The organism is Neisseria sp. HMSC070A01 (assembly GCF_001810165.1).
Classification (GTDB): Bacteria; Pseudomonadota; Gammaproteobacteria; order Burkholderiales; family Neisseriaceae; genus Neisseria.
Genome location: NZ_KV800126.1, coordinates 226,638 through 247,835, shown reverse-complemented (window position 1 = coordinate 247,835; position 21,198 = coordinate 226,638). Strand labels below are relative to the sequence as shown.

General features: G+C 48.9%; 26 protein-coding genes. 3 read left to right on the top strand and 23 right to left on the bottom strand.

All coding sequences use genetic code 11. The annotated features are described in order from the left end of the window. Window positions 1–43 precede the first annotated feature (43 nt). Window positions 44–607 (top strand): RBBP9/YdeN family alpha/beta hydrolase, encoded by a 564-nt coding sequence (locus HMPREF2711_RS09685; RefSeq protein ID WP_049322739.1) that lies wholly within the window; start codon window positions 44–46, stop codon window positions 605–607. 133 nt (window positions 608–740) lie between these two features. Here the strand turns inward: HMPREF2711_RS09685 and pyrC are convergent, their stop codons facing one another. The 4 genes from pyrC to HMPREF2711_RS09665 form a co-directional block, all read right to left on the bottom strand. Then, window positions 741–1,775, bottom strand: coding sequence for a dihydroorotase (pyrC, locus tag HMPREF2711_RS09680; protein ID WP_070616052.1), 1,035 nt, complete (start codon window positions 1,773–1,775; stop codon window positions 741–743). Window positions 1,776–1,871: 96 nt separating this feature from the next. Beyond that, entirely contained in the window at window positions 1,872–2,465 is a 594-nt protein-coding gene (locus HMPREF2711_RS09675) for an NMCC_0638 family (lipo)protein (RefSeq protein ID WP_003745940.1), read from the bottom strand. A 12-nt stretch (window positions 2,466–2,477) separates the two neighbouring features. Next, window positions 2,478–2,702, bottom strand: coding sequence for a sulfurtransferase TusA family protein (locus tag HMPREF2711_RS09670; protein ID WP_003745938.1), 225 nt, complete (start codon window positions 2,700–2,702; stop codon window positions 2,478–2,480). Window positions 2,703–2,826: 124 nt separating this feature from the next. Continuing rightward, window positions 2,827–3,381 carry a hypothetical protein gene (locus HMPREF2711_RS09665; protein WP_036493555.1) on the bottom strand — a complete coding sequence of 185 codons (555 nt, stop codon included), beginning with the start codon at window positions 3,379–3,381 and terminating at the stop codon, window positions 2,827–2,829. Between the two features lie 209 nt (window positions 3,382–3,590). Here HMPREF2711_RS09665 and HMPREF2711_RS09660 point away from each other — a divergent pair, with 209 nt between their 5' ends. After that, window positions 3,591–4,202 (top strand): CNP1-like family protein, encoded by a 612-nt coding sequence (locus HMPREF2711_RS09660; protein WP_003745936.1) that lies wholly within the window; start codon window positions 3,591–3,593, stop codon window positions 4,200–4,202. A 63-nt stretch (window positions 4,203–4,265) separates the two neighbouring features. Here HMPREF2711_RS09660 and HMPREF2711_RS09655 read toward each other — a convergent pair whose 3' ends face one another. Then, the gene (locus tag HMPREF2711_RS09655) at window positions 4,266–5,381 is read right to left on the bottom strand and encodes a porin (RefSeq protein ID WP_003745934.1); all 1,116 of its coding nucleotides are present in this window, start codon (window positions 5,379–5,381) and stop codon (window positions 4,266–4,268) included. Between the two features lie 388 nt (window positions 5,382–5,769). On the opposite strand from HMPREF2711_RS09655, the gene HMPREF2711_RS09650 reads away from it, so the two are divergent. Beyond that, window positions 5,770–6,516: a carbonic anhydrase gene (locus HMPREF2711_RS09650; RefSeq protein ID WP_003745932.1), complete on the top strand. Its 747-nt coding sequence runs from the start codon at window positions 5,770–5,772 to the stop codon at window positions 6,514–6,516. 62 nt (window positions 6,517–6,578) lie between these two features. Here HMPREF2711_RS09650 and HMPREF2711_RS09645 read toward each other — a convergent pair whose 3' ends face one another. The 18 genes from HMPREF2711_RS09645 to HMPREF2711_RS11205 form a co-directional block, all read right to left on the bottom strand. Beyond that, window positions 6,579–8,213: a CTP synthase gene (locus HMPREF2711_RS09645; protein WP_003745931.1), complete on the bottom strand. Its 1,635-nt coding sequence runs from the start codon at window positions 8,211–8,213 to the stop codon at window positions 6,579–6,581. A 124-nt stretch (window positions 8,214–8,337) separates the two neighbouring features. Continuing rightward, window positions 8,338–9,993: an AMP-binding protein gene (locus tag HMPREF2711_RS09640; protein WP_003745929.1), complete on the bottom strand. Its 1,656-nt coding sequence runs from the start codon at window positions 9,991–9,993 to the stop codon at window positions 8,338–8,340. A gap of 93 nt (window positions 9,994–10,086) precedes the next feature. Continuing rightward, window positions 10,087–11,190 (bottom strand): tRNA 2-thiouridine(34) synthase MnmA, encoded by a 1,104-nt coding sequence (gene mnmA / locus HMPREF2711_RS09635; protein ID WP_070616050.1) that lies wholly within the window; start codon window positions 11,188–11,190, stop codon window positions 10,087–10,089. A 126-nt stretch (window positions 11,191–11,316) separates the two neighbouring features. After that, window positions 11,317–11,793: a copper chaperone PCu(A)C gene (locus HMPREF2711_RS09630; RefSeq protein ID WP_003745926.1), complete on the bottom strand. Its 477-nt coding sequence runs from the start codon at window positions 11,791–11,793 to the stop codon at window positions 11,317–11,319. A 131-nt stretch (window positions 11,794–11,924) separates the two neighbouring features. After that, complete coding sequence (locus tag HMPREF2711_RS09625) at window positions 11,925–12,308, bottom strand: diacylglycerol kinase (RefSeq protein ID WP_049322731.1); 384 nt, start codon at window positions 12,306–12,308, stop codon at window positions 11,925–11,927. A 68-nt stretch (window positions 12,309–12,376) separates the two neighbouring features. Further along, window positions 12,377–13,333 (bottom strand): glutathione synthase, encoded by a 957-nt coding sequence (gene gshB, locus HMPREF2711_RS09620; RefSeq protein ID WP_003745922.1) that lies wholly within the window; start codon window positions 13,331–13,333, stop codon window positions 12,377–12,379. A 114-nt stretch (window positions 13,334–13,447) separates the two neighbouring features. Next, complete coding sequence (recN, locus tag HMPREF2711_RS09615) at window positions 13,448–15,109, bottom strand: DNA repair protein RecN (protein ID WP_003745920.1); 1,662 nt, start codon at window positions 15,107–15,109, stop codon at window positions 13,448–13,450. Window positions 15,110–15,397: 288 nt separating this feature from the next. Then, complete coding sequence (locus tag HMPREF2711_RS09610) at window positions 15,398–16,006, bottom strand: SMC-Scp complex subunit ScpB (RefSeq protein ID WP_003745916.1); 609 nt, start codon at window positions 16,004–16,006, stop codon at window positions 15,398–15,400. Between the two features lie 69 nt (window positions 16,007–16,075). Beyond that, window positions 16,076–16,309 carry a glutaredoxin family protein gene (locus tag HMPREF2711_RS09605; RefSeq protein WP_050787142.1) on the bottom strand — a complete coding sequence of 78 codons (234 nt, stop codon included), beginning with the start codon at window positions 16,307–16,309 and terminating at the stop codon, window positions 16,076–16,078. 130 nt (window positions 16,310–16,439) lie between these two features. Continuing rightward, on the bottom strand, window positions 16,440–16,640 hold the full coding sequence (locus tag HMPREF2711_RS09600; RefSeq protein ID WP_003681978.1) for a (2Fe-2S)-binding protein: 201 nt from the start codon (window positions 16,638–16,640) through the stop codon (window positions 16,440–16,442). A 227-nt stretch (window positions 16,641–16,867) separates the two neighbouring features. Continuing rightward, the gene (xerD, locus tag HMPREF2711_RS09595) at window positions 16,868–17,740 is read right to left on the bottom strand and encodes a site-specific tyrosine recombinase XerD (RefSeq protein ID WP_049322725.1); all 873 of its coding nucleotides are present in this window, start codon (window positions 17,738–17,740) and stop codon (window positions 16,868–16,870) included. Between the two features lie 80 nt (window positions 17,741–17,820). Beyond that, window positions 17,821–18,264 (bottom strand): peroxiredoxin, encoded by a 444-nt coding sequence (locus HMPREF2711_RS09590; RefSeq protein WP_003745910.1) that lies wholly within the window; start codon window positions 18,262–18,264, stop codon window positions 17,821–17,823. Between the two features lie 36 nt (window positions 18,265–18,300). Further along, window positions 18,301–18,936, bottom strand: coding sequence for a deoxynucleoside kinase (locus tag HMPREF2711_RS09585; RefSeq protein ID WP_003745909.1), 636 nt, complete (start codon window positions 18,934–18,936; stop codon window positions 18,301–18,303). A 97-nt stretch (window positions 18,937–19,033) separates the two neighbouring features. After that, a complete protein-coding gene (folK, locus tag HMPREF2711_RS09580) occupies window positions 19,034–19,522 on the bottom strand; it encodes a 2-amino-4-hydroxy-6-hydroxymethyldihydropteridine diphosphokinase (protein ID WP_003745907.1) in 489 nt (162 codons plus the stop codon). Window positions 19,523–19,537: 15 nt separating this feature from the next. Continuing rightward, on the bottom strand, window positions 19,538–19,912 hold the full coding sequence (locus HMPREF2711_RS09575; RefSeq protein WP_003745905.1) for a SirB2 family protein: 375 nt from the start codon (window positions 19,910–19,912) through the stop codon (window positions 19,538–19,540). 52 nt (window positions 19,913–19,964) lie between these two features. After that, window positions 19,965–20,534 carry a tRNA 5-(aminomethyl)-2-thiouridylate-methyltransferase MnmM gene (locus HMPREF2711_RS09570; protein ID WP_003745903.1) on the bottom strand — a complete coding sequence of 190 codons (570 nt, stop codon included), beginning with the start codon at window positions 20,532–20,534 and terminating at the stop codon, window positions 19,965–19,967. Window positions 20,535–20,612: 78 nt separating this feature from the next. After that, entirely contained in the window at window positions 20,613–20,909 is a 297-nt protein-coding gene (gene hfq, locus HMPREF2711_RS09565) for an RNA chaperone Hfq (RefSeq protein WP_036493792.1), read from the bottom strand. 98 nt (window positions 20,910–21,007) lie between these two features. Beyond that, window positions 21,008–21,198 (bottom strand): hypothetical protein (locus tag HMPREF2711_RS11205; RefSeq protein ID WP_210396694.1); only part of this gene is annotated, 191 nt, incomplete at its 5' end.

Here is a 21,198-nt window from a genome sequence, read left to right as displayed (position 1 = left end):
GAGATTTAGACAAAAGTCTCAGGCCGTCTGAAGGAGGAGAAACATGAACCGACGCGTTTATATCGTACATGGCTTTGAAGGCAACCCGCACGGCAACTGGTTTGACTGGCTTTGCGCCCAAATCAAAAGCACCGGCGCACAAGCAATCTCCCTCGCCATGCCTAATCCCGACAAACCAAGCACGACCGCGTGGCAGTTTACCCTTGACCAGCACATCGGTAAGCCCGATGCCCATACCTTCCTAGTCGGCCACAGCCTCGGTTGCATTACCCTCCTTCACTTCCTCAGCCGCCAACAGCCGCAAAAAATCGGCGGCCTGCTGCTTGCCGCCGGTTTTGCCGATACGCTGCCGCCCTTACCTGCGCTTGATGCCTACATTAAAGCAGCGTCCCCCGATTTCGACATCCTGCGCAAAATCGATATGCCCAAACACTGTCTGGTTTCCGACAATGACACCCATGTTCCGCCCGAACTGACTTTGGACATGGCGGCCAAACTCAAAAGCCCTGTTACCCATATTCCCGAAGGCGGCCATTTGATGGCTTCGGACGGCTTTACCCAACTGCCGCAGGCTTGGGAAGCGCTGAAACCCATGTTGACCGAATAAACACACACTCTAATCCGGTTTTCAGACGGCCTCGTCTGTCTTTCCTCCCCATAACAGGCCGTCTGAACAACCATAAAAAACAACCTGCCCTTTCAAGCAGGTTGTTTCTTTTTATGCCTCATTGACGGCAAATTTAATATTGCACCGTCCATTCAATCTCGCCGCCGGCCCTCATCGGTACAAGTTCGCCATTGCCGTAAGGCACGCTGGCAGGAACGGTTTGCGTTTTTTTGACCAATGTAATGGTATCGGAATTTTCAGGCAGACCGTAGAAACGCGGGCCATTTTTAGAAGCAAAGGCTTCCAGTTTGTCCAACGCGCCTGCTTTCTCAAACACTTCGGCATAAAGCTCGATGGCGGTCATCGCGCTGAACATACCGGCACAACCGCAAGCATTTTCTTTGGCAGTTTTGGCATGTGGCGCAGAGTCCGTACCGAGGAAGAATTTGTGCGCCTTATCGCCGGTAACGGCGGCAACCAAAGCCTGACGGTGGGTTTCGCGTTTGAGTACGGGCAGGCAGAAATGATGAGGGCGCACGCCGCCGACCAAGAGGTCGTTGCGGTTGAGCAGCAAGTGTTGCGGCGTCACGGAGGCGGCAACGTTGTCGCCTGCTTCCAAAACCAGGCGGGCGGCTTCGGCAGTGGTGATGTGTTCGAACACGACTTTAAGATTCGGTACTTGCGCCAAAATGGGCTTCATCACGCGCTCGATAAAGGCGGCTTCGCGGTCGAAAATATCGATTTCAGGATCGGTGACTTCGCCGTGAACCAAGAACAAAATGCCCTGTTTCGCCATTTCTTCCAACAGGGGAATCAGTTTGAACAAGTCGGTCACGCCGGAATCAGAATTGGTGGTCGCGCCTGCAGGATAGAGTTTAAAAGCCACGATACCGGCAGCCTTGGCCTCGCGCACGAGTTCGGGCGTGGCGTTGTCGGTCAAATAAAGCGTCATCAACGGCTCAAACGCGCTGCCTTCAGGCAGGGCGGCCATAATGCGCGCTTTGTAGGCTTGGGCATCGGCAACGCTGACGACGGGCAGTTTGAGGTTGGGCATGATAACCGCGCGGCCCATTTGTCGGGCGGTATAGGGGGCTACGGCTTTGAGCGCGTCGCCGTCGCGCAGGTGCAGGTGCATATCGTCGGGGCGGATGATGGTCAGGGTTTGCATAGCTTACTTTCGAGTGGTTTGGTTTGATAATGTTTCAGACGGCCTTTATTCGGCGGAATGGTTTGTATTGATTTGATATTCCAATCGTCAACCGGTCTAAGGTAAAACGGCGGCCTTATTGTCGTAAGAATGATGGGTCAAATAAAAAACAGCCTGTACCGGAAAATGCTCGGACGACGTTGTTTTGACGGTCAGCAAGGTTTCTTTCGGACTGCCGGACGCGCGCCATGCGTAGGAAATCTGACGCATAGGCAACGGGGCTTCCGACAAATTATCGGCACGCAATTCAGCGTTCAAACCTTGCGGCGGATTTTCTGCTAAAGCCAAAAATTGTTTGAAAATCAGATGATCGTCGGCTTTAGCCGTACGCACGCTACAACTGTCTTCAGTCAGGCTTAAATAATAATCTGCGCCGTTTACCGTTTTCTTCCAAATACTTAATGCCTCCAAATCCATCATTCCGGCAGGCAAATCGGCAATATCTTTTTTCGACAATAAAATCAATTTGTTGGCATTGGCGAACTCGCCGACAAGGGCGGTATCGCCGTCTGCGGCCACACAGCTTTGGCGGAATAAGTCGGTTACATTTTGAGCATAATCGGCAGCGTTCTGCGGCGAAACGCCTTCATTGCCGCATGCACTCAGGCAAACAGCCAATACGACGGCAGACAACGCGACGGCTTTAGACATTTCAGACGGCCTTTATTTGTGTTTCAACACCAGCTTGAACACGCCGTCGGCCTCGCTCGATTCCAACAAAACATGTCCGGTCTGACGGCAAAACGCTTCAAAATCGCTGGGCGCACCGCCATCGGTGGCCAATACGGTCAGCACTTCACCCTCCTGCATTTGCGCCAAAGCTTTTTTGGCACGCAAAATCGGCAGCGGGCATTTCAAACCGATGACATCCAGAGTTTGTGTATTCATAAGGCTCCATAGGTGTATTGGGGTTAGGTTTTATTGCCGCGTTACCAACAGCGGCACAACTATTCAGCTATAACTAACGCAATGATAAATTTAACTTTTAACTATTTTATGGAATTCAGCATTTTTAATGTAAAAGAAATTTTTTTGCTGTATTTTGTGAATTTTCAGAAATATATTTTTCAATCAATATGGCTGTTTCCGCAAAATACTCAGTAGATTTTTCAAATTCTCTTTCTTGTTGCATCTTTGTGAAAGCAATGTAAAACATAAAAAATTCTGTCAGGCTATTACTCAACTGATAAAAATCCGGATCTCCTGGTCTTCCTGCATATACAGGAGACATTGAATGAGTTATATCGCAAAAAATAATGGCATCACTATCTGTACAAGCAAAAATTTGATATTTCCCATCTATAAATTCTTCATAATCTTGCAAAGCCCAATGTTCGACTGTTGTAAATTCGGAATATAAAGGCAGCAATATTAAATTGAAATTACTATTTCCAAAATAACAATCTCCCTTCATTTGGACATGCTGATAATAATATAAAAGCTCCCCTTGAAAAGATGAGGATGAAATATCCAGCTCTTCAAATGAAAATTCTAATTTATTTGAAGGAAATGGGGTTGTTCTTGAATATAGTTCTACTAACTCACTTAGTACATTGTCTAATTTCATATTTTCCCCTTAGCATTTATCTTATTATCGATTTAATCGCTGTTTCAAAGCTGCTTTGCGATCGATTAACCTTCCTGTATTTTTACCGCTATGTCCTTAGTATGAAAACTCGTCATATTAATCAGAATTAACGTCAATTATACCGCACTTACTTGCACCCCACCCTGCAAGCCCATAAAATAAAGCCGTTTTTCACTTTGGAGCTGTCTATGCGCCGTTTTGCCCTTCTCGCTCTCAGCCTTGCCGCGACTCAAGCATTTGCTTTGGGTTTCAGCCAAAAAGATACGCTGACCAACACGCGTTATCAGGAAAGCCCTGAAGAAGTTGCCGCACGAGAATTTAAAGAACACAAAGCCGAGTTGCCGCCCCTGCCCGATACCCAATCGGGCGATTGGTTCGACCTCTATGTCAACGAAACCTACGGCAAGCAGCCCAAAATCCTGCTCAGCAGCCTGCAAATCATGCCTGCGCCGGACAACAGTATCCGCTACGTCTTGAACGTTCGCTCCGACAAAGGCTACGACAACCTCTCCGTCGAAGGCCTCTATTGCGCCCGCACATCCTTTACTTACAGCAACGACAAGCGTTCGTCTTACAAAGTATTCGCTTACGGCGATACAGTAAACCGCCGCTGGATTGAGCCGCGCAAAGGCGATTGGAAGCTGATCGGCAATGCGTTCAGCCGCAACGATGCCCTGCACACTGCGCTGTATCAGGCATTCTGTATCGACGGCATGCCGACAACGGTCGAAGGCTTGGTGCAACGTTTGAAAGAACGCGGCGGCCGTCACGGTACCACGCTGAGCAACCACGACAAATAAACCTGTTTAATCAACAAAAAGGCCGTCTGAAATTTTTCAGACGGCCTTGTCTTTCTAGACGGCCTAGAATTTGTGATACAGGCCCACAGAAGCGGCTTTTTGTTCAATACCGCCTTTGTTGGCTGCAGTCAGACGGGTTTTGTTGCCGACTTTCAGATACGCCAGTTGGGCGACTACGCCGGTGCGTTTGCTGAAGGTGTATTGGCCGCCGACAACGACTTGGTCGAATTTATCCACCAATTTTTCGCCACTGTTCACGCCCTTGGCAGGCCAGCCGTGCGCGTAAGTAATGCGTGGGGTCACGTTGCCGAATTTGTAGCCGACAGTTACCGCTGCATCAACCACTTTCACGGCTTCCTCTTTACCTGAGTCGGCAGTAATGTCACTACCCTTGTACTGATTAAAACCATCGGTGAAATAACCTAAATATTCGTTGCCTGTCTCATGACCTTTGGCATAGTGTACGCCGCCACCGACAAAGAGATTGTCTTTATCGTAATAAGTTTCGACTTTGGCGATTTGCGCCGCTTTGACTTTGCCTGATTTGTCGGTGTACGCACCGTTGTAGTGGCCGTAAGCCGCATTGGCGGTAAAGCCGTTTTTAGAGAAACTCACGCCGCCGGTGTATTGGTCTTTGGCCGGTTTGGAGTGCGTGTATTTGTCTGAAGGATTGCGGTTGTCGCGCGGTGCGTAAGACACGTTGAATTTGAATCCGCCGAAATCCGGGCTGTCGTAGCGTACGGCGGCGTTACGATTGCCGGTACGGGTAAAGATGCCCAAGCCTGCGGCATTGGTTTTGTACATCCATGGATCGATGGTGTCCATTTCGTTCAACATATTGCTGAGTTTACCGGCGCGAATCTTACCGAAGTTACCTTGCAGGCCGATGAAGGAGTCACGAGTGGCAAAACCTTGGGAACCGCCGGTAATGGCCGTTTTTTGTTCAACTTGCCAAATGGCTTTTAAATCGCCGCCCAAGTTCTCGCTGCCTTTGAAACCGATGCGGGAGGTATTGTCATTGATGCTGGTTGCGGTAGAGCTGGTTTCAGAACCTGCGTCACCTTTGATTTTGACCTGACCGACGGTCACGCTGCTTTTGATTTGACCATACAGAATCACTTCTGCAGATGCAGCCAGCGGCAAACCGGCAATAACCAAAGCGATAATCGATTTTTTCATTATTCTCTCCAAAACAAAGTTAAAATCTCGTGAAAACACGTTCAGCAATATTAATGTTTTCTAATGCTACAAACAACTACTTTCATCTTGAGAAACACTTTTATTCATTAGAGTTTAGACTTTTTACAACATAATCAAATAAAACAGGCCGTCTGAAAGAAATTTCAGACGGCCTCCCTTATTCAAAGTGACAACAAAGACAATCAACCCTCTTATTGAAATCATTTAATCAAAAATGATTGTTCGATAAATGTTTGTCATATATCAACCCAACATTCTCCGATTGCCACTATCATTAACTTTCTTCTTACGAATAAGTTTTTTTATATCAATAATTTATTTGGTATAAATTTTTCCTTTTACCTAATGTAAATAAACAGGAACCCTTATGTTGAAAAAACATCTCTTTTTATCTTTGCTAATGGCTGTCTCTACTGCAACGGTATCCGCCGAAACCCATCATGCACATTGGTCTTACACAGGTGAAAACGATGCTGCACACTGGGGCGATTTGAGTGAAGACTTTGCTGTCTGCAAAACAGGCAAACAGCAATCTCCAGTGGACTTCTCCACGACAAAAACAGTAAAAGGCAAACAACTGGCATACCGTTACAACGTCGCCGACTACAAAGTAGAAAATAACGGCCATACTCTTCAAGCCACGCCGCAAGGGAAGGCGCAAACCATCGTGATCAATGGTAAAACCTATACCTTCAAACAATTCCACTTCCATACGCCGAGCGAACATACTTTCAAAGGCAAACATTTCCCGATGGAAGCGCATTTCGTCCATCAAGCCGAAGACGGTACTTTGGCGGTCATCGGCTCTGTATTCAAACCGGGCAAAAACAACCCTGCCTTGTCCGCGCTTACTGCCAAAAAACTGAAAGCAGGCGAATCCGTAACGTTGAAAAACTTGAATATCCAAGCCCTGCTGCCTAAAGATAGCAAGTCATTCCAACTAAAAGGCTCGCTGACAACGCCGCCTTGCAGCGAAAACGTGACTTGGGTTGTCTTAAAAACTCCGGTTCAGGCAGATGCGGCGCAGTTTAAAGCCATGCGCGACATTATCGGCGGCGAAAACAACCGTCCCGTACAACCTTTGAACGACCGCGAAGTCAATGAAGACAAATAACTTCTAAGGCCGTCTGAAAACAAAAAAGCACCCGGAAACGGGTGCTTTTTCAATCACATCAATCAGGCTTTTTTGTTACCCAACGCGGCTTTCACAAACGCAGTAAACAAAGGGTGGCCTTTGCGCGGATTGGAAGTAAATTCCGGATGGAACTGACACGCGAAGAACCAAGGATGATTCGGCAATTCGATGGTTTCAACCAAACGCTCTCGGCCTGCGGATACGCCGCCGATGACCAAACCGGCTTTTTCCAACTGAGGAACATAATTGTTGTTGACCTCGTAGCGGTGGCGATGGCGTTCGCGGATGTGTTCGCTGCCGTAGATTTTTGCGGCAAGGCTGCCCGGTTTGAGGTCAACTTCTTGCGCACCCAAACGCATGGTGCCGCCCAAATCGGCAGATTCGTCACGGGTTTCTACGCTGCCGTCGGCAGTTTGCCATTCGTCAATCAGGGCGACGACAGGCGCGGCGCATTTCAAGTCAAACTCGGTAGAGTTCGCACCCTTCAAGCCTGCCACGTCGCGGGCGTATTCGATCAGGGCGATTTGCATGCCCAGGCAGATGCCCAAGTATGGTACGTTGTTTTCACGCGCATAGCGTACGGCGGCAATTTTGCCTTCTACGCCGCGTGAACCGAAGCCGCCCGGCACCAAAATCGCATCCATGTCTTTGAGCATGGAAACGTCGCCATTGCTCTTCTCGATGCTTTCGCTGTCGACAAAGGTAATTTGTACGTCGGTTTCAGTATGAATACCGGCATGTTTCAGGGCTTCGATCAGCGATTTGTAGGACTCGGTCAAATCAACGTATTTGCCGACCATCGCGATTTTGACGGTGTGTTTCGGATTTTGAATCGCGTGAACGATTTTCTTCCATTCGGTCAAATCAGCTTGTTTGACATTCAGTTGGAGCTGCTCGGTAATGATGCTGTCGATGCCTTGGTTGTGCAGCATTTCAGGGCATTCGTAAATGCTGTCCACATCGTAGCTGCCCACGATGGCGCGTTCTTCAACGTTACAGAACAGGGCAATCTTACGGCGCTCGTCCGCAGGCATTTCTCTGTCCATACGGCAGATCAGGATGTCGGGTTGCAAACCGATGCTCAACATTTCTTTAACGGTATGCTGGGTCGGCTTGGTTTTGATTTCGCCGGCGGCGGCAATGTAAGGAACATAGCTCAGGTGGGCAAACAATGTATTGTTGCGGCCGAGCTGGCTGCGCATTTGGCGGATGGCTTCCAAGAAAGGCAAAGATTCGATATCGCCGACTGTACCGCCGATTTCGACAATCGCCACATCATAACCGGCCGCGCCTTCGTGGATGCGGCGTTTGATTTCATCGGTAATATGCGGAATCACTTGTACGGTACCGCCCAAATAGTCGCCGCGACGCTCTTTGGCAATCACGTTTTCATAGACTTGGCCGGTACTGAAGCTGTTGCGGCGGGTCATGGTAGCGTTGATGAAACGCTCGTAGTGACCGAGGTCAAGGTCGGTTTCCGCGCCGTCATCGGTCACGAATACTTCGCCGTGTTGAAACGGGCTCATGGTACCCGGGTCAACATTGATATACGGGTCGAGCTTAAGCATGGTCACGTTCAAACCACGCGACTCGAGAATAGTAGCAATAGAAGCGGCGGCGATACCTTTACCCAAAGAAGATACAACGCCGCCGGTTACGAAAATAAATTTAGTCATGATGTGATACCCATGTTGGAATGTGTGATTTTAACTTGAAGCAGCATATTCTGGCAAACGGCAAAAGCTTCAGGCCGTCTGAATACAGCGTTTTCAGACGGCCTTATCATGCTGATTCTGTATATCAGCGCAGCTCGCGGCGCAGGATTTTGCCGACGTTGGATTTTGGCAACTCGTCGCGGAATTCGATGTCTTTCGGCACTTTATACGCCGTCAGTTCTTTGCGGCAGAAATCGATCAGTTCTTCCTTGGTCAAAGACGGGTCTTTGCGCACGACGAAAACTTTAATCGCTTCGCCGGTTTTTTCGCTTGCCACGCCGATACAGGCGACTTCCAAGACTTTGTCGTTGCTGGCCACCACTTCTTCGATTTCGTTCGGATATACATTGAAACCGGATACCACAATCAAATCTTTTTTGCGGTCCACCAGCTTCAGCCAGCCTTTTTCATCCATCACGGCAATATCGCCGGTCTCCAAAAAGCCGCGTGCATCGATTGCTTTGGCGGTTTCTTCCGGACGGTTCCAATAGCCTTTCATCACTTGCGGGCCGCGCACCCACAATTCGCCCGGCTGTCCGATAGGCACTTCTTTGCCGTCCGCATCGCGCAATTCGACTTCGGTCGAAGGAACCGGCAAACCGATACCGCCGCTGTAAGCCTCGATATTCAAAGGATTGCAACATACGCCCGGGCTGGCTTCGGTCAAACCGTAAGCTTCCACAATCGGCGTACCGGTGATTTTTTTCCATTTTTCCGCCACGGCTTTTTGCGTTGCCATACCGCCGCCCAAAGTCAGCTTCAAACGGGAAAAATCGACTTCGGCAAAATCCGGACGGTTGACCATCGCATTAAACAGGGTATTCACACCGATGAACACGCTGATCGGCTCTTTTTTCAATTCGCCGATAAACCCCTTCATGTCGCGCGGGTTGGTAATCAGGATGATTTTGGAACCGGTATTCGCAAAAATCATCAGGTTTACCGTCAAGGCAAAGATATGATAAAGCGGCAACGCGGCAATAACCGTTTCTTCGCCTTCGCGCAGGCTGTTTCTAATCCATTCTTTTGCCTGCAACATATTGGCGCAGATATTGCCGTGGCTGAGGACGGCGCCTTTCGCCAAACCGGTCGTACCGCCTGTATATTGCAGCAAGGCTGTGTCATCGCGCGTCAATTCGACGGGCTTGAACGTATTTGCCGCACCTTGCTTCAAGGCCGTCTGAAAAGTCACGGTATTGGGAATGCGGTATTCCGGCACCATTTTTTTCACTTTGCGGATGACGAAGTTCATCAACGCACCTTTAATCATGCCGAACATCTCACCGACCGATGCGACAATCACATGTTTGATTTGCGTACGCGGCAACACCAGCTCCAGCGTATTGGCAAAGTTTTCCAACACGACAATCGTGGTCGCGCCGCTGTCTTTCAACTGATGCTCCAACTCGCGCGGCGTATAAAGCGGATTGGTATTCACTGCCACCAAACCGGCCTGCAAAATACCGAAAAGCGCAATCGGATATTGCAAAACGTTCGGCATCATAATCGCCACGCGCTCACCGCGCGGCAGTTTCAATACGTTTTGCAGGTAAGACGCAAAATCCGTCGCCAACTTGCCCACTTCGGCGTAAGTCAGCGTTTTGCCCATGTTTTGAAAAGCAGGTTTATCTGAGAATTTCTCAACACTTTGACGGAATACGTCGCTGATGGAGCTGTATTGCGTGATGTCGATTTCGGCATTGACGCCTTGTTCGTAGCTTTTGAGCCAGAGTTTTTCCATGTTGATTCAGTCTTTGTTTTAGTCGTTTTTAGAATGGAGGCCGTCTGAAAGGCTTGATTTAATCCGCCGCTTCGTTTTCAAACGGCCCTTGTGTTAAGCAGTAATGATGACAGGCTTGTCGGTGGACATGATGATACCGCCGCCCAAGCACACATCGCCGTCGTACAGTACCGCAGATTGGCCGGGGGTTACTGCCCACTGCGGCTCATCAAAAACAAGCTCGATGGTTTCATCATCCAAGTAACGCAACGTACAAGGCGCGTCAGCCATACGGTAGCGCGTTTTGCAGGTATAGCGGCCTTCTTTCGGGCGTTCGGGCAATGTAAAACTCAAATCGTTCATAACCAGGCTTTGCGTATAAAGCAAAGGATGGTCATGGCCTTGTACGACAATCAGTTCGTTTTTGGTCAAATCCTTGGCCGCAACAAACCACGGCTCGCCTGCACCGCCGATGCCCAAGCCTTTACGTTGGCCCAGCGTGTAAAACATCAAGCCGACGTGTTCGCCAACCACTTTGCCTTCAGGGGTCACCATTTTGCCATTATTGGTCGGCAGGTATTTTTGCAAAAACTCGCGGAACGGGCGCTCGCCGATAAAGCAAATGCCGGTACTGTCTTTTTTGGTTGCGGTCGGTAACTTGAATTCTTCGGCAAGACGGCGTACTTCAGGCTTCTCCAATTCGCCCAATGGGAAAATCGCGCGCTCGAGTTGGAAAGGCTTGAGACGGTATAGGAAATAGCTTTGGTCTTTATTTTGATCCAAGCCTTTGAGCAGATAATGCACGCCGTTGCGAACTTCTTTACGGGCATAGTGTCCGGTGGCAATGGTATCGGCGCCCTGCTCTATGGCGTAGTCCAAAAAACATTTGAATTTGATTTCGGCATTGCACAATACATCCGGATTCGGCGTGCGGCCTGCGCTGTATTCTTTGAGGAAATAGGCAAATACGTTGTCTTTATATTGTGCGGCGAAATTGACGATGTCGATGTCGATGCCGATGATATCGGCGACGGCAATGGCATCGAAGGAATCTTGTTTGATGCTGCAATATTCGTCGTTGTCGTCATCTTCCCAGTTCTGCATGAACACGCCGCTGATTTGATGGCCTTGCTGTTTGAGCAGGGCCGCGGTAACGGATGAATCGACGCCGCCGGAGAGGCCGACGATGATGTTTGCTGGTGTGTTGTGAGTATTCATGAGCGGAATGTGGGTTTCAAATACATTTTTTAAAGCGTGATTTTAGCACATTTTGATTTGACGACAGAAAAGGCCGTCTGCAAGCCCAATGACTTTCAGACGGCCTTTATATGCAAATTCAAGCAATTAGTGCTGATGTGCGCCACCGTGTGCGCCGTGGTCGTGCTGCATTTCGGTTTTAGGCGCGGTTTTCACTTCCAGCTCGACAGTTTGAGGTTTGGCGTTTTTGAATTTCAGGGTTACAGGCACTTTTTCGCCTTCTTTCAATTGTTTTTTTAGACCCATGAACATAACGTGGTAGCTGCCCGGTTTCAGCTCGGTTACGCCTTTTGCAGCCAAAGGCACGCCGCCTTTAACTTCGCGCATACGCATAACGCCGTTGTCGTTAATATGGGTATGTACTTCAACGCGTTCTGCAACAGGGCTGCTGCCGCCTACCAAGAAGTCTTGTTTGGCTTCATCGTTTTGGATTTTCATGAATGCGCCACCCATTTTCATACCTTCGACAGTGGCACGCGCCCAACCGTCTTCAATATGGATACCGGCTGCAGATACGGAAGTTGCCAAGCCTGCCAGAATCAGGGTTGCCATTAATTTTTTCATGTTTTGCTCCTTGTGTTTGCCAAATGGCTGGGATATACGGCCTTCATCTTACAACCAAAGGCCGTCTGAAAACTTTGATATAGATTAATTAATACTATCTAATCCTAACGAATTACCATATTACCACATTTTTAAGCAGTTAATGCAATAATCCAAACAATAAATAACATGAACAAAGCCATCAGTTGCGCGGCCGAGCCGGCATCTTTGGCACGCTTGGCCAGCTCGTGTTTTTCAGTAGAGGTATGGTCAACGGCTGCTTCGACGGCGGTATTAAACAATTCGGTAATCAATGAAATAAACGATGCGGCAACAAGCACCATTTTGATGGCCGGCCCGAAATCAAGGAATAAGGCCAAGACAATTAAAATCAGGTTCAGCCAAAAAACTTGGCGAAATGCGCTTTCATAACGGTACGCGGCAGCCAGTCCGTCTTTGGAATAACCAAACGCATTGATGATGCGTTTGATGCCGTTTTTACCTTTTTTTTCAGATGCGTAGGAAGATGGTTCCATCATATTCTCAACATAAAAAGGCCGTCTGAAAAGAAACGGTCGGGTCAATTTTCAGACGGCCTTTGAGTTTATTGTTTTGCCCAAGATGCCACGGCATCTGCGAACATGGCGGCAACGTCGAAATCTTTTTGCTTCATGATTTCTTGGAAACCGGTCGGGCTGGTTACGTTGACTTCGGTCAGGTTGCTGCCGATGACATCCAAACCTGCCAGCAAAATACCGCGGCGCTTCAATTCAGGCGCCAGGGTTTCTGCAATTTCACGGTCGCGCTCGCTCAATTCCTGCGCCACACCACGGCCGCCGGCAGCCAAGTTGCCGCGCGTTTCGCCGTTTTGCGGAATACGCGCCAAAGCATACGGAACAACTTCCCCGCCGATAATCAAAATGCGCTTGTCGCCATGTACGATTTCAGGAATATAGCGTTGCGCCATGATGGTGCGTGAATCAAGCTGCATCAGGGTTTCAAGGATACTGCCGATATTGGGGTCGGATTCGGTCAGGCGGAAAATGCCCATACCGCCCATGCCGTCCAAAGGTTTGATGATGATGTCGCCGTGTTCTTTCAAAAAGGCACGAACATCGGCAGAACGTGTGGTCACCAAAGTGGGGGCGGTGAACTGGCTGAAGTTCAAAATAGCCAATTTCTCATTGAAATCGCGCATTGCTTGTCCGCTGTTAAATACTTTTGCGCCCTGCTGCTGTGCCAACGTTAAAAACTGGGTTGCGTACAAATATTGCATATCAAACGGCGGATCAGTGCGCATAATGACCGCATCGAAATCTTTTAAGGCCGTCTGAACTTTTGCCTCTGCTTTAAACCATTCATGATCGTCATCGTTCTTCGCACCGACAAACTCAAATGCCGCTGCCTGAGCCACCACCCAGCCTTCACGGACGGACAATTCTCCGCTCAAGGTATGAAAAAGCTGCCAACCGCGCTTTGCCATTTCACGCATCATGGCGTAAGTAGTGTCTTTATAGGTTTTAAAACTTGCCATCGGATCGGCGATAAACAGGACTTTCATCAAAATTTCCTTGTAAACAGACGCTATAATCATACCTTGTATTCTGCTTGTCTGAAAGGGCGCAAAATATGGGAAAGGCCGTCTGAATTTCATTTTCAGACGGCCTTAAGGCTTTTAGGCGGCGGCCAGATGCAAGAGTTCGGCGGCATGGCTGCGTGTGGTATCGGTAATGATTTCGCCGCCCAGCATACGCGCGATTTCCTCAATGCGCTGATGATGATCCAATACGCTGATTTCGCTGACGGTTTGTTCGCCTTCGCTATGTTTGCGTACCTGCCAATGGTTTTCACCGCAAGAGGCGACTTGGGGAAGATGGGTTACCGCCAAAACTTGATGTTTTTTACCCAAGGCACGCAAAGCTTTACCGACCATTTCGGCGACGCCGCCACCGATACCGGTATCCACTTCGTCAAAAATCAATGTCGGCACTTGCGTGTATTGGCTGGCAACCACTTGCAAAGCCAAGCTGATACGCGCCAACTCGCCGCCGGAAGCCACTTTGTTCAAAGGACGGGACGGATTGCCTTTATTTGCCGCCACTTGGAATTGCACCTGCTCCAGACCATGCGCAGTCGGCGAAGACGGCAACAAGACGATGTCAAAACGTGCGCCCTTCATGGCCAAATGCTGCATATGCTCGGTGGTCTCTTCGCCCAAACGGCCGGCCGCCTGATGGCGCATGGCGGAGAGAACGTGAGCGGCTTCATGGTATTCGGCAAGATTGCGTGCGACTGCATTTTCCAAGGCTTCCAAATCGGCAGCTGCTTGCAGGTTTTGCAGGCGCTCGTCAATTTCCGCCAACTTTTGCGGTAACTCTTCCGGCTCAATGCGGTATTTGCGCGCCATGCTCATCAATTCGCCCATCCGGCTTTCTTGTGCGGCCAATTCATTCGGATCGATATCGCTGCGGCCGGCCACATCGCGCATATTGGCACTGATTTCCCCCAACTCGGCTTCAATACTTGCCAACATATTCAGGCTTTCGGCAAAGCGCGGTTCAATGTTTTGCAGATTGCCCAGCAGTTTTTGGCATTGGTAGATTTGACGTTGGATGCCGTTGTCGCCGTCTATGCTTTCGCCCACCTGCTCGGCGGTTTGCAGCAACTCGGCCGAATGCGCCAGGCTGTCGTGGCTTTGGCTTAAGGTTTCCCATTCGTTGGGTTTGAGCTCTAATTGGTTTAATTCATTAAACTGCCATTCCAAACGCTCACGCTCGATGGCCATGGTTTCTGCCTGCTCTTGTGCTTCTTGCAGGGCTTTTTTCGCATTAACCCAATTTTGATAAAGCTGTTTGACCGTTTCCGCCTGCTCTTTGCTGCCGGCAAATGCGTCCAACAACTCGCGTTGCGCGGATTCTTGATTCAACGAATGATGGGCATTTTGTCCGTGAATATCGATTAACTGCTCGCCGATGGCTTTCAGCTGCGCCAGCGTTGCTGCCTGATTATTGATATAACTGCGGCTTTTGCCCTTGGCATCGATAATACGGCGGATGCTGAGCTCTTCGGCATCTTCTTCCAAAAGGCCTTGCTCCTGTAGCTGCGCTTTCAGTTCGGGCAAACCGCTGATGTCAAACAAAGCCGACAACTGTGCCTCTTTGGCGCCGTTGCGCACTTGGCTGTAATCGGCTTTATCGCCCAGCAACAGGCCGATTGCATCCAGGGTAATCGATTTGCCTGCGCCGGTTTCGCCCGTTAAAACGGTAAAGCCGTTTTGAAAATCAAGATTCAGGTTTTCAACAATGACAAAATCACGCAAAGAAAGTGCCAACAGCATTGTAGTATTCCTTAGTAAATCACCCGCAACTATGCGGAATAGCTTTAGATAAACTGATTATAACTAAGATTTTTTATAGTTTAAATCAGATTTTTCTTATGATTTATCTAAGATATTTATTTTAAACAAATTATTTTTTAAGAAACTGCTAAACGCACCACGCCATATTGTTACCCTGGCTGGCTTATTCAATGATATAAAGCGTTCATTTAATGCTATAAAACGCTAGAATAACTAACATAAAGGCCGTCTGAAACACGATTGTTTCAGACGGCCTTTACATTCAAATCAGTTAATCAGTCTGCTTCCTGATTCAACTGCTTCTTCAGCTTCCTCATCGCCTGTCGGCAGCGTTTCCATTAAATCAGGCAACACCAGCTCGCCCAATTCAGTCAGCGGCGGCAATTCTTCCAAACTTTCCAAACGCAAATCGCTTAGGAATGTTGCTGTTGTCGCCCACAAAGCCGGACGGCCGACAGAATCACGGTGGCCGATGACTTCAATCCAGCCCCTATCCTGCAAGGTTTGCATGACATTTTGCGACACCGCCACACCGCGTATGCCTTCAATATCGCCACGCGTTACCGGTTGCTGATAGGCAATAATCGCCAGCGTTTCCATCACGGCACGGGAATAACGCGGCGCGCGCTGCTCTTGCAGGCTGCCCAGTCGTTCAAAGGCGGCTTGGGCGATTTGGAAACGCCAGCCCTCATGGGTATGCACCAGTTGCAAAGCCCTGCCCTGCCAGCGGGCCTTCAGTTGCGCCAACACGTCAATCAGCTTGTCTTGCGACAACGGCGGCACGCACAATTCGCGCATGGCTTTTTCGTTTAAGGGTTCGACTTGCGTCAACAGCGCCGCTTCAATCAACGCATCGGGAGAAAGTTTTTCAGTCATAATAAAATCAATGTTCAGACGGCATAAACAGCCGAAGGCCGTCTGAAAGATAATATGGTCAACGGTTTGTTACGCGCTCAAATGCGCTTTCAGTTTTTCTTCGTCCAAAAACCAATGGCAGATTTCGGTATCGCCATCCAGCAAAACAGGCACCAGCTCATTGTACTTTTCTTCTAAAACCGGATCTTCATCAACATCGACAACATCCAGCCCAAATCCAAACTGCTCCTGATAAGGCTTTAATTGTTCGCGCATTTTGTGGCACAAGCTGCAATATTCCCGAAACATCAAGGTCAGTTTCATGGCGGTTACTCTCGGAGGGACAAAAGCGGCCATTGTATAGCAAAATGCCGCCAAACCATACAGGCATGACAAAGGCCGTCTGAACAGGCGCGAAACTACGCCTTCAGACGGCCTTTATGTGTATTCTGAATTAAGACTGAACGTTGATACCGGCAGTCACGGTATTTTGGGCACTGCTTGCAGTCAAAAATGACGCTGCCAATTCGCCGCAGCAACCGCAACAAGTCGCCACGCCTAATTGAGCCTGCAAATCGCTCATGGTGGTTGCACCGGCGGCGATGGTCTCTTTGATGTCGTGGTCAGTAATGGCGTTGCAGATGCAGACAAACATGATGTGCTCCAATAATTTTGTTACCCTCTGTAATTGAGAGTAGGATTTATTCTTGAACGTAAATATAAATAAAAACGGTTTGCATTGCAATATTGGCACTGTCCTTTTGTTTTGAAATTTTTCTATGTAAATTTGTATTTTGATTGTTATTTTATAAATAGTAAACTTTATAACCGTTCAGACGGCCACGATAACAAAAGGCGGCATCTTCGAGATGTCGCCTTTATTTATGAACGTGAATGGTGTTCATCGACCATGTTTTTCAAACGGATATTGGCAACATGGGTATAAATCTGCGTGGTGTTGATATCGGAATGTCCCAACATCATCTGGACTGAGCGCAAATCGACGCCGTGATTGACCAAATGCGTGGCAAAAGCATGGCGCAAACCGTGCGGACTGAGCGAAGCAATACCGGCCGCTTCGGCATATTCTTTGACTATCATCCATGCAAGCTGACGGCTGATGCCGCTGCGTTTCTGGCTGACAAACACTTCGTCGCAAATTTTGTTTTTCAACAACAACGGACGCGATTCGTTGCAATAGCGTTCCACCCAGTACGCCGCTTCCTGCCCCAGTGGAACCAGACGCAATTTGTCGCCCTTGCCTATGGTGCGGATACTGCCGCGATGCAAATCGATATCGCTGAGCGTCAATTTGACGGCCTCGGTTACACGCAAACCTGTTGCATACATGACTTCAAGCAAGGCCTTATCGCGCAGTCCGTGCGGCGTTTCCACATCCGGCGCAGCCAGCAGCGCGTCGATTTGGGCTTCGGTAATCAGCGTGGGCAATTTGCGTTCCGATTTCGGTGCTTTGAGAAAACGGGTGGGATTGTCTGCCCTTTGGCCCGTTTCTTCCAACCAGCCGTACATGCGCTTGCAAGCCGACAATGCCCGCGCTTGGGACGTGTTTTTTTCCCCCTCCGCATACACGGCATCAGACAGGGCAAACTCATCGGCACTCAACCAATCCTGCCCGCCCTCGGCCAAACGCGCAGCGATTTTGACCAAATCACGGCGGTAACTTTGCAGCGTATTGTGGCTGAGTCGGTCTTGCAGCCAAAGGGATTCAAGCAGCTTGTCTATTAAATCGTCCATATTCATCAAACTGATTGAAAGGCCGTCTGAACGGCATGGCTTTACATCCGTTCAGACGGCCTTAGGTTTTCAAAGCCCTATTAAGAGGCTTGAGAGATTGTATCCAAAACTTCCTGCGCGTGCCCGGCCACTTTGACTTTGCGCCACTCATGGGCGATTTCGCCGTTTTTGTCCAGCACAAAGGTGCTGCGCTCGATGCCGAGGGATTCTTTGCCGTAAAGCTTTTTCAGCTTGATCACGTCAAACAGTTTGCAGACGGTTTCTTCTTTGTCGCTCAACAATTCAAACTGGAAGCCTTGTTTGGCGCAGAAATTCTGATGCGATTTGACACCATCGCGCGAAATGCCGACAACGGTATAGCCCAATGCTTTGAATTGTTCCAATCGGGCATTGAAATCCAAGCCTTCAGTAGTACAGCCGGGCGTGCTGTCTTTAGGATAAAAATAGACAACCAACGGCAAATGTTCGGCGGAGTTAAAATCGCTGCCGGAAGAAGATGGGAGTGTGAATTGATATTTTGACATATTATTCCTTTCAGACGGCCTAAACCTAGCCTGCATTTATTTTTCGCTTAAATTCAAATAACTTCGCGTACCTTGAAAATCTTCCAATGCGCGCAACAAAAGCTGGAAGTGGTCGTCATTGCCGGCCAAATCCAACTCATCGGCATTGACGGTCAGCAAAGGCGCGCTTTGATACAAATGGAAGAAATGGCTGTATTCGTCATGCACCCGTCCCAAATAGCCTTCGGGAAACAAGCTGATGATGCCTTCGTGACGTTTTTGCAGGCGTTTGCGGTTGTTTTCGACAGCGGTTTGCAGATAAATCACCACATCGGGTTCCGCGTATTGCGGCAGAATGCGTTGCTTTATATCGGCAAAAAGCTGTCGCTCGTCATCATTCAAAACGATGGGCGTAAAAATGCGGTCTTTCTCCGGCAGAAAATCAGCCACAACCATTCCACCTTGCGCACAATGGTCTTCAATAATATTCACGCTTTCAGCGCGGCGCGTTAGGAAGAAAAGCTCGGCGGCCAAGCCATTATTGGAAACATTGCTGTAAAACTTCATGAGAAACGGATTGTGATCCGGATTCTCCGACAACAGCAACGCGCTGAAATGCTCTGCCAAGCGGCGGCTCAAAGCGGTCTTGCCGCTACCGATTGCGCCTTCGACAACAATATAACGAGGATTCATAGTAACTCTTTGTAATGTGTTTTCCAACAATATTTTATAGCAAAAAAGGCGTGTCCAACACGCCCTTTCTTGTTTCAGCCTGTTTTTCAGACGGCCCTTATTCTTTCAACAGGCGAATACCCTGCCCGCCCAAAGCCTGAGCCAAATCAGCCGCACGGCCATGCTCGCCCAACTCGAAATCCGGAAGGATTTCGGCCAGCGGCAACATCACGAAACTGCGCTCATGCGCACGCGGATGCGGCAAGGTCAGATGCGGGTCATCGCTGCGGATACCGTCAAAATCGATGATGTCCAAATCCAAGGTGCGCGGCGCATTACGGAAGCTACGCTCACGCCCAAATTCGGCCTCGATACGGTTTAACTCTGCCAACAACGCTACGCCGTCCAATGAAGTTCTCACCGCACAAACGGCGTTTACAAAATCGGGCTGATCGTCATAGCCGACCGGCTCAGTCAGATACAGGGAAGAAGCCTTTTCGAGCCTGATCTCCGGATGCGCGTCCAATTCGGCCAAAGCGGCGCGAACCTGTTCGGCAGGATTGGCGAGATTGCTGCCTAAAGCGATAACGGAAAAATGCGGATACATTTCAGACGGCCTCTTTTAAAACGGCAGCGTTTTGGTTTTGGCAAGGAAAACAATCGTGGCAACACACGACATGGCCAAAACATAGACGATATAGAATTTCGGCGAACGCGGACGCGAACGCATCATAATCATGCCCAACACAATATAAACCAGCAACAGCAGGATTTTCATGCCGAGCCACGGCGCATTGAACGGCGAAAAATGGGTAATCTTCATCAGCCACAAGCCGGTAAACAGCAACATGGTGTCGTTCAAATGCGGCATGGCTTTCCAAATGCCTGCCAACGGTTTTTCAGGATGACGCCAAAGCATGAAAAAGCGGATGTTAAACAGCAAAATGGTAATGGTTACAAAAATCTGGTGGCTGTATTTGACGAACAGGTATTGCATAACAGTTTCTTGTCGTTAGAAGGAATTAAAGCGGCTATTTTACCGCAAACATCTATTTCTGACGCAACTTTTCAACCGCCAGCAGATAGGGAGGCGCATTGCGGCGGTTGACAAAGCCATAGCGTAACACGGCAAAGGCTTCCTGCGGCAAAGTTTCCGCCCATTGCACAATCGCTTCAGCCTCTATTCGGCCGGCTTCATGCCCCGGATACAATACCGCCACGGCAAGGCCGCTCTCTTTCAGCAAACCCAAAGTATCCGTCAACGCACGGATGCTGCTTGCCGCTTCAGTCGTACAGCTTTTATCGCCGCCCGGCAGCCAACCGAAATTAAATACCGCGGCATCTAAAGGCTCGTCGATATAAGACGAAAGGTTTTCATGGCCGTCATGTATTAGGGCTACCCGACCATCTACGCCGTTTTCTTTCAGACGGCCTTGAGTCTGCGCCAGTGCTTTAGATTGCACATCAAAAGCCCACACCTTACCCGTCTCGCCAACCAATTGCGCCAACAGCAAAGTATCATGCCCGTTTCCGGCCGTCGCATCTAAAGCGCGGCCGCCTGCTTTTAAGGCTTGTCGTAACAGGGAGTGGGCAAAGGGAAGAATGTTTTCAAGCAGCATGATAAAGGTCGTCTGAAAATAAAAATACCCTACCGCAAAAGCGGTAAGGTATTGAAAAACAGGAATGCGTTACATCATTTATTCGGCAGGTTGCTGCACAGTCTCAACTTGAACCGGAGCAGCTGCGGCAGCGGCTTGAGGTTGTTTGTTTTCGTGTTGCAGGCTGACTGCGCGTGCAGGAACGATTGTTGAGATAGCGTGTTTGTAAACCATTTGAGTGACGGAAGTATTACGCAGCAGAACAACGTACTGGTCGAATGATTCCACTTGGCCTTGCAGCTTGATGCCGTTTACCAAGTAGATTGAAACCGGAACGTGCTCTTTACGCAACGCATTCAAAAAAGGATCTTGTAACATTTGTCCTTTAGCTGTCATATTCTTGAGCTCCATTATTATGATTGTAAAGACGCCAAAATCGGCGTTTGATTGGATTGTAGCCCCGAATAGAATAAATTACCAACTATTTTTTTCTATCACACCGTTTTGAATTCCAGCAATAAGGGAAATTCCCGACAAACCGACTGTTTCATTTTCATCTTCACGTCCCTTCCCAATCCTGATTTTATGTATTTTGATTCCGGCAAATCCAATCGATAAATATCATGAAACATGAATAACTTACATTCCATCATAAAAGGCCGTCTGAAATCGTTCAGACGGCCTT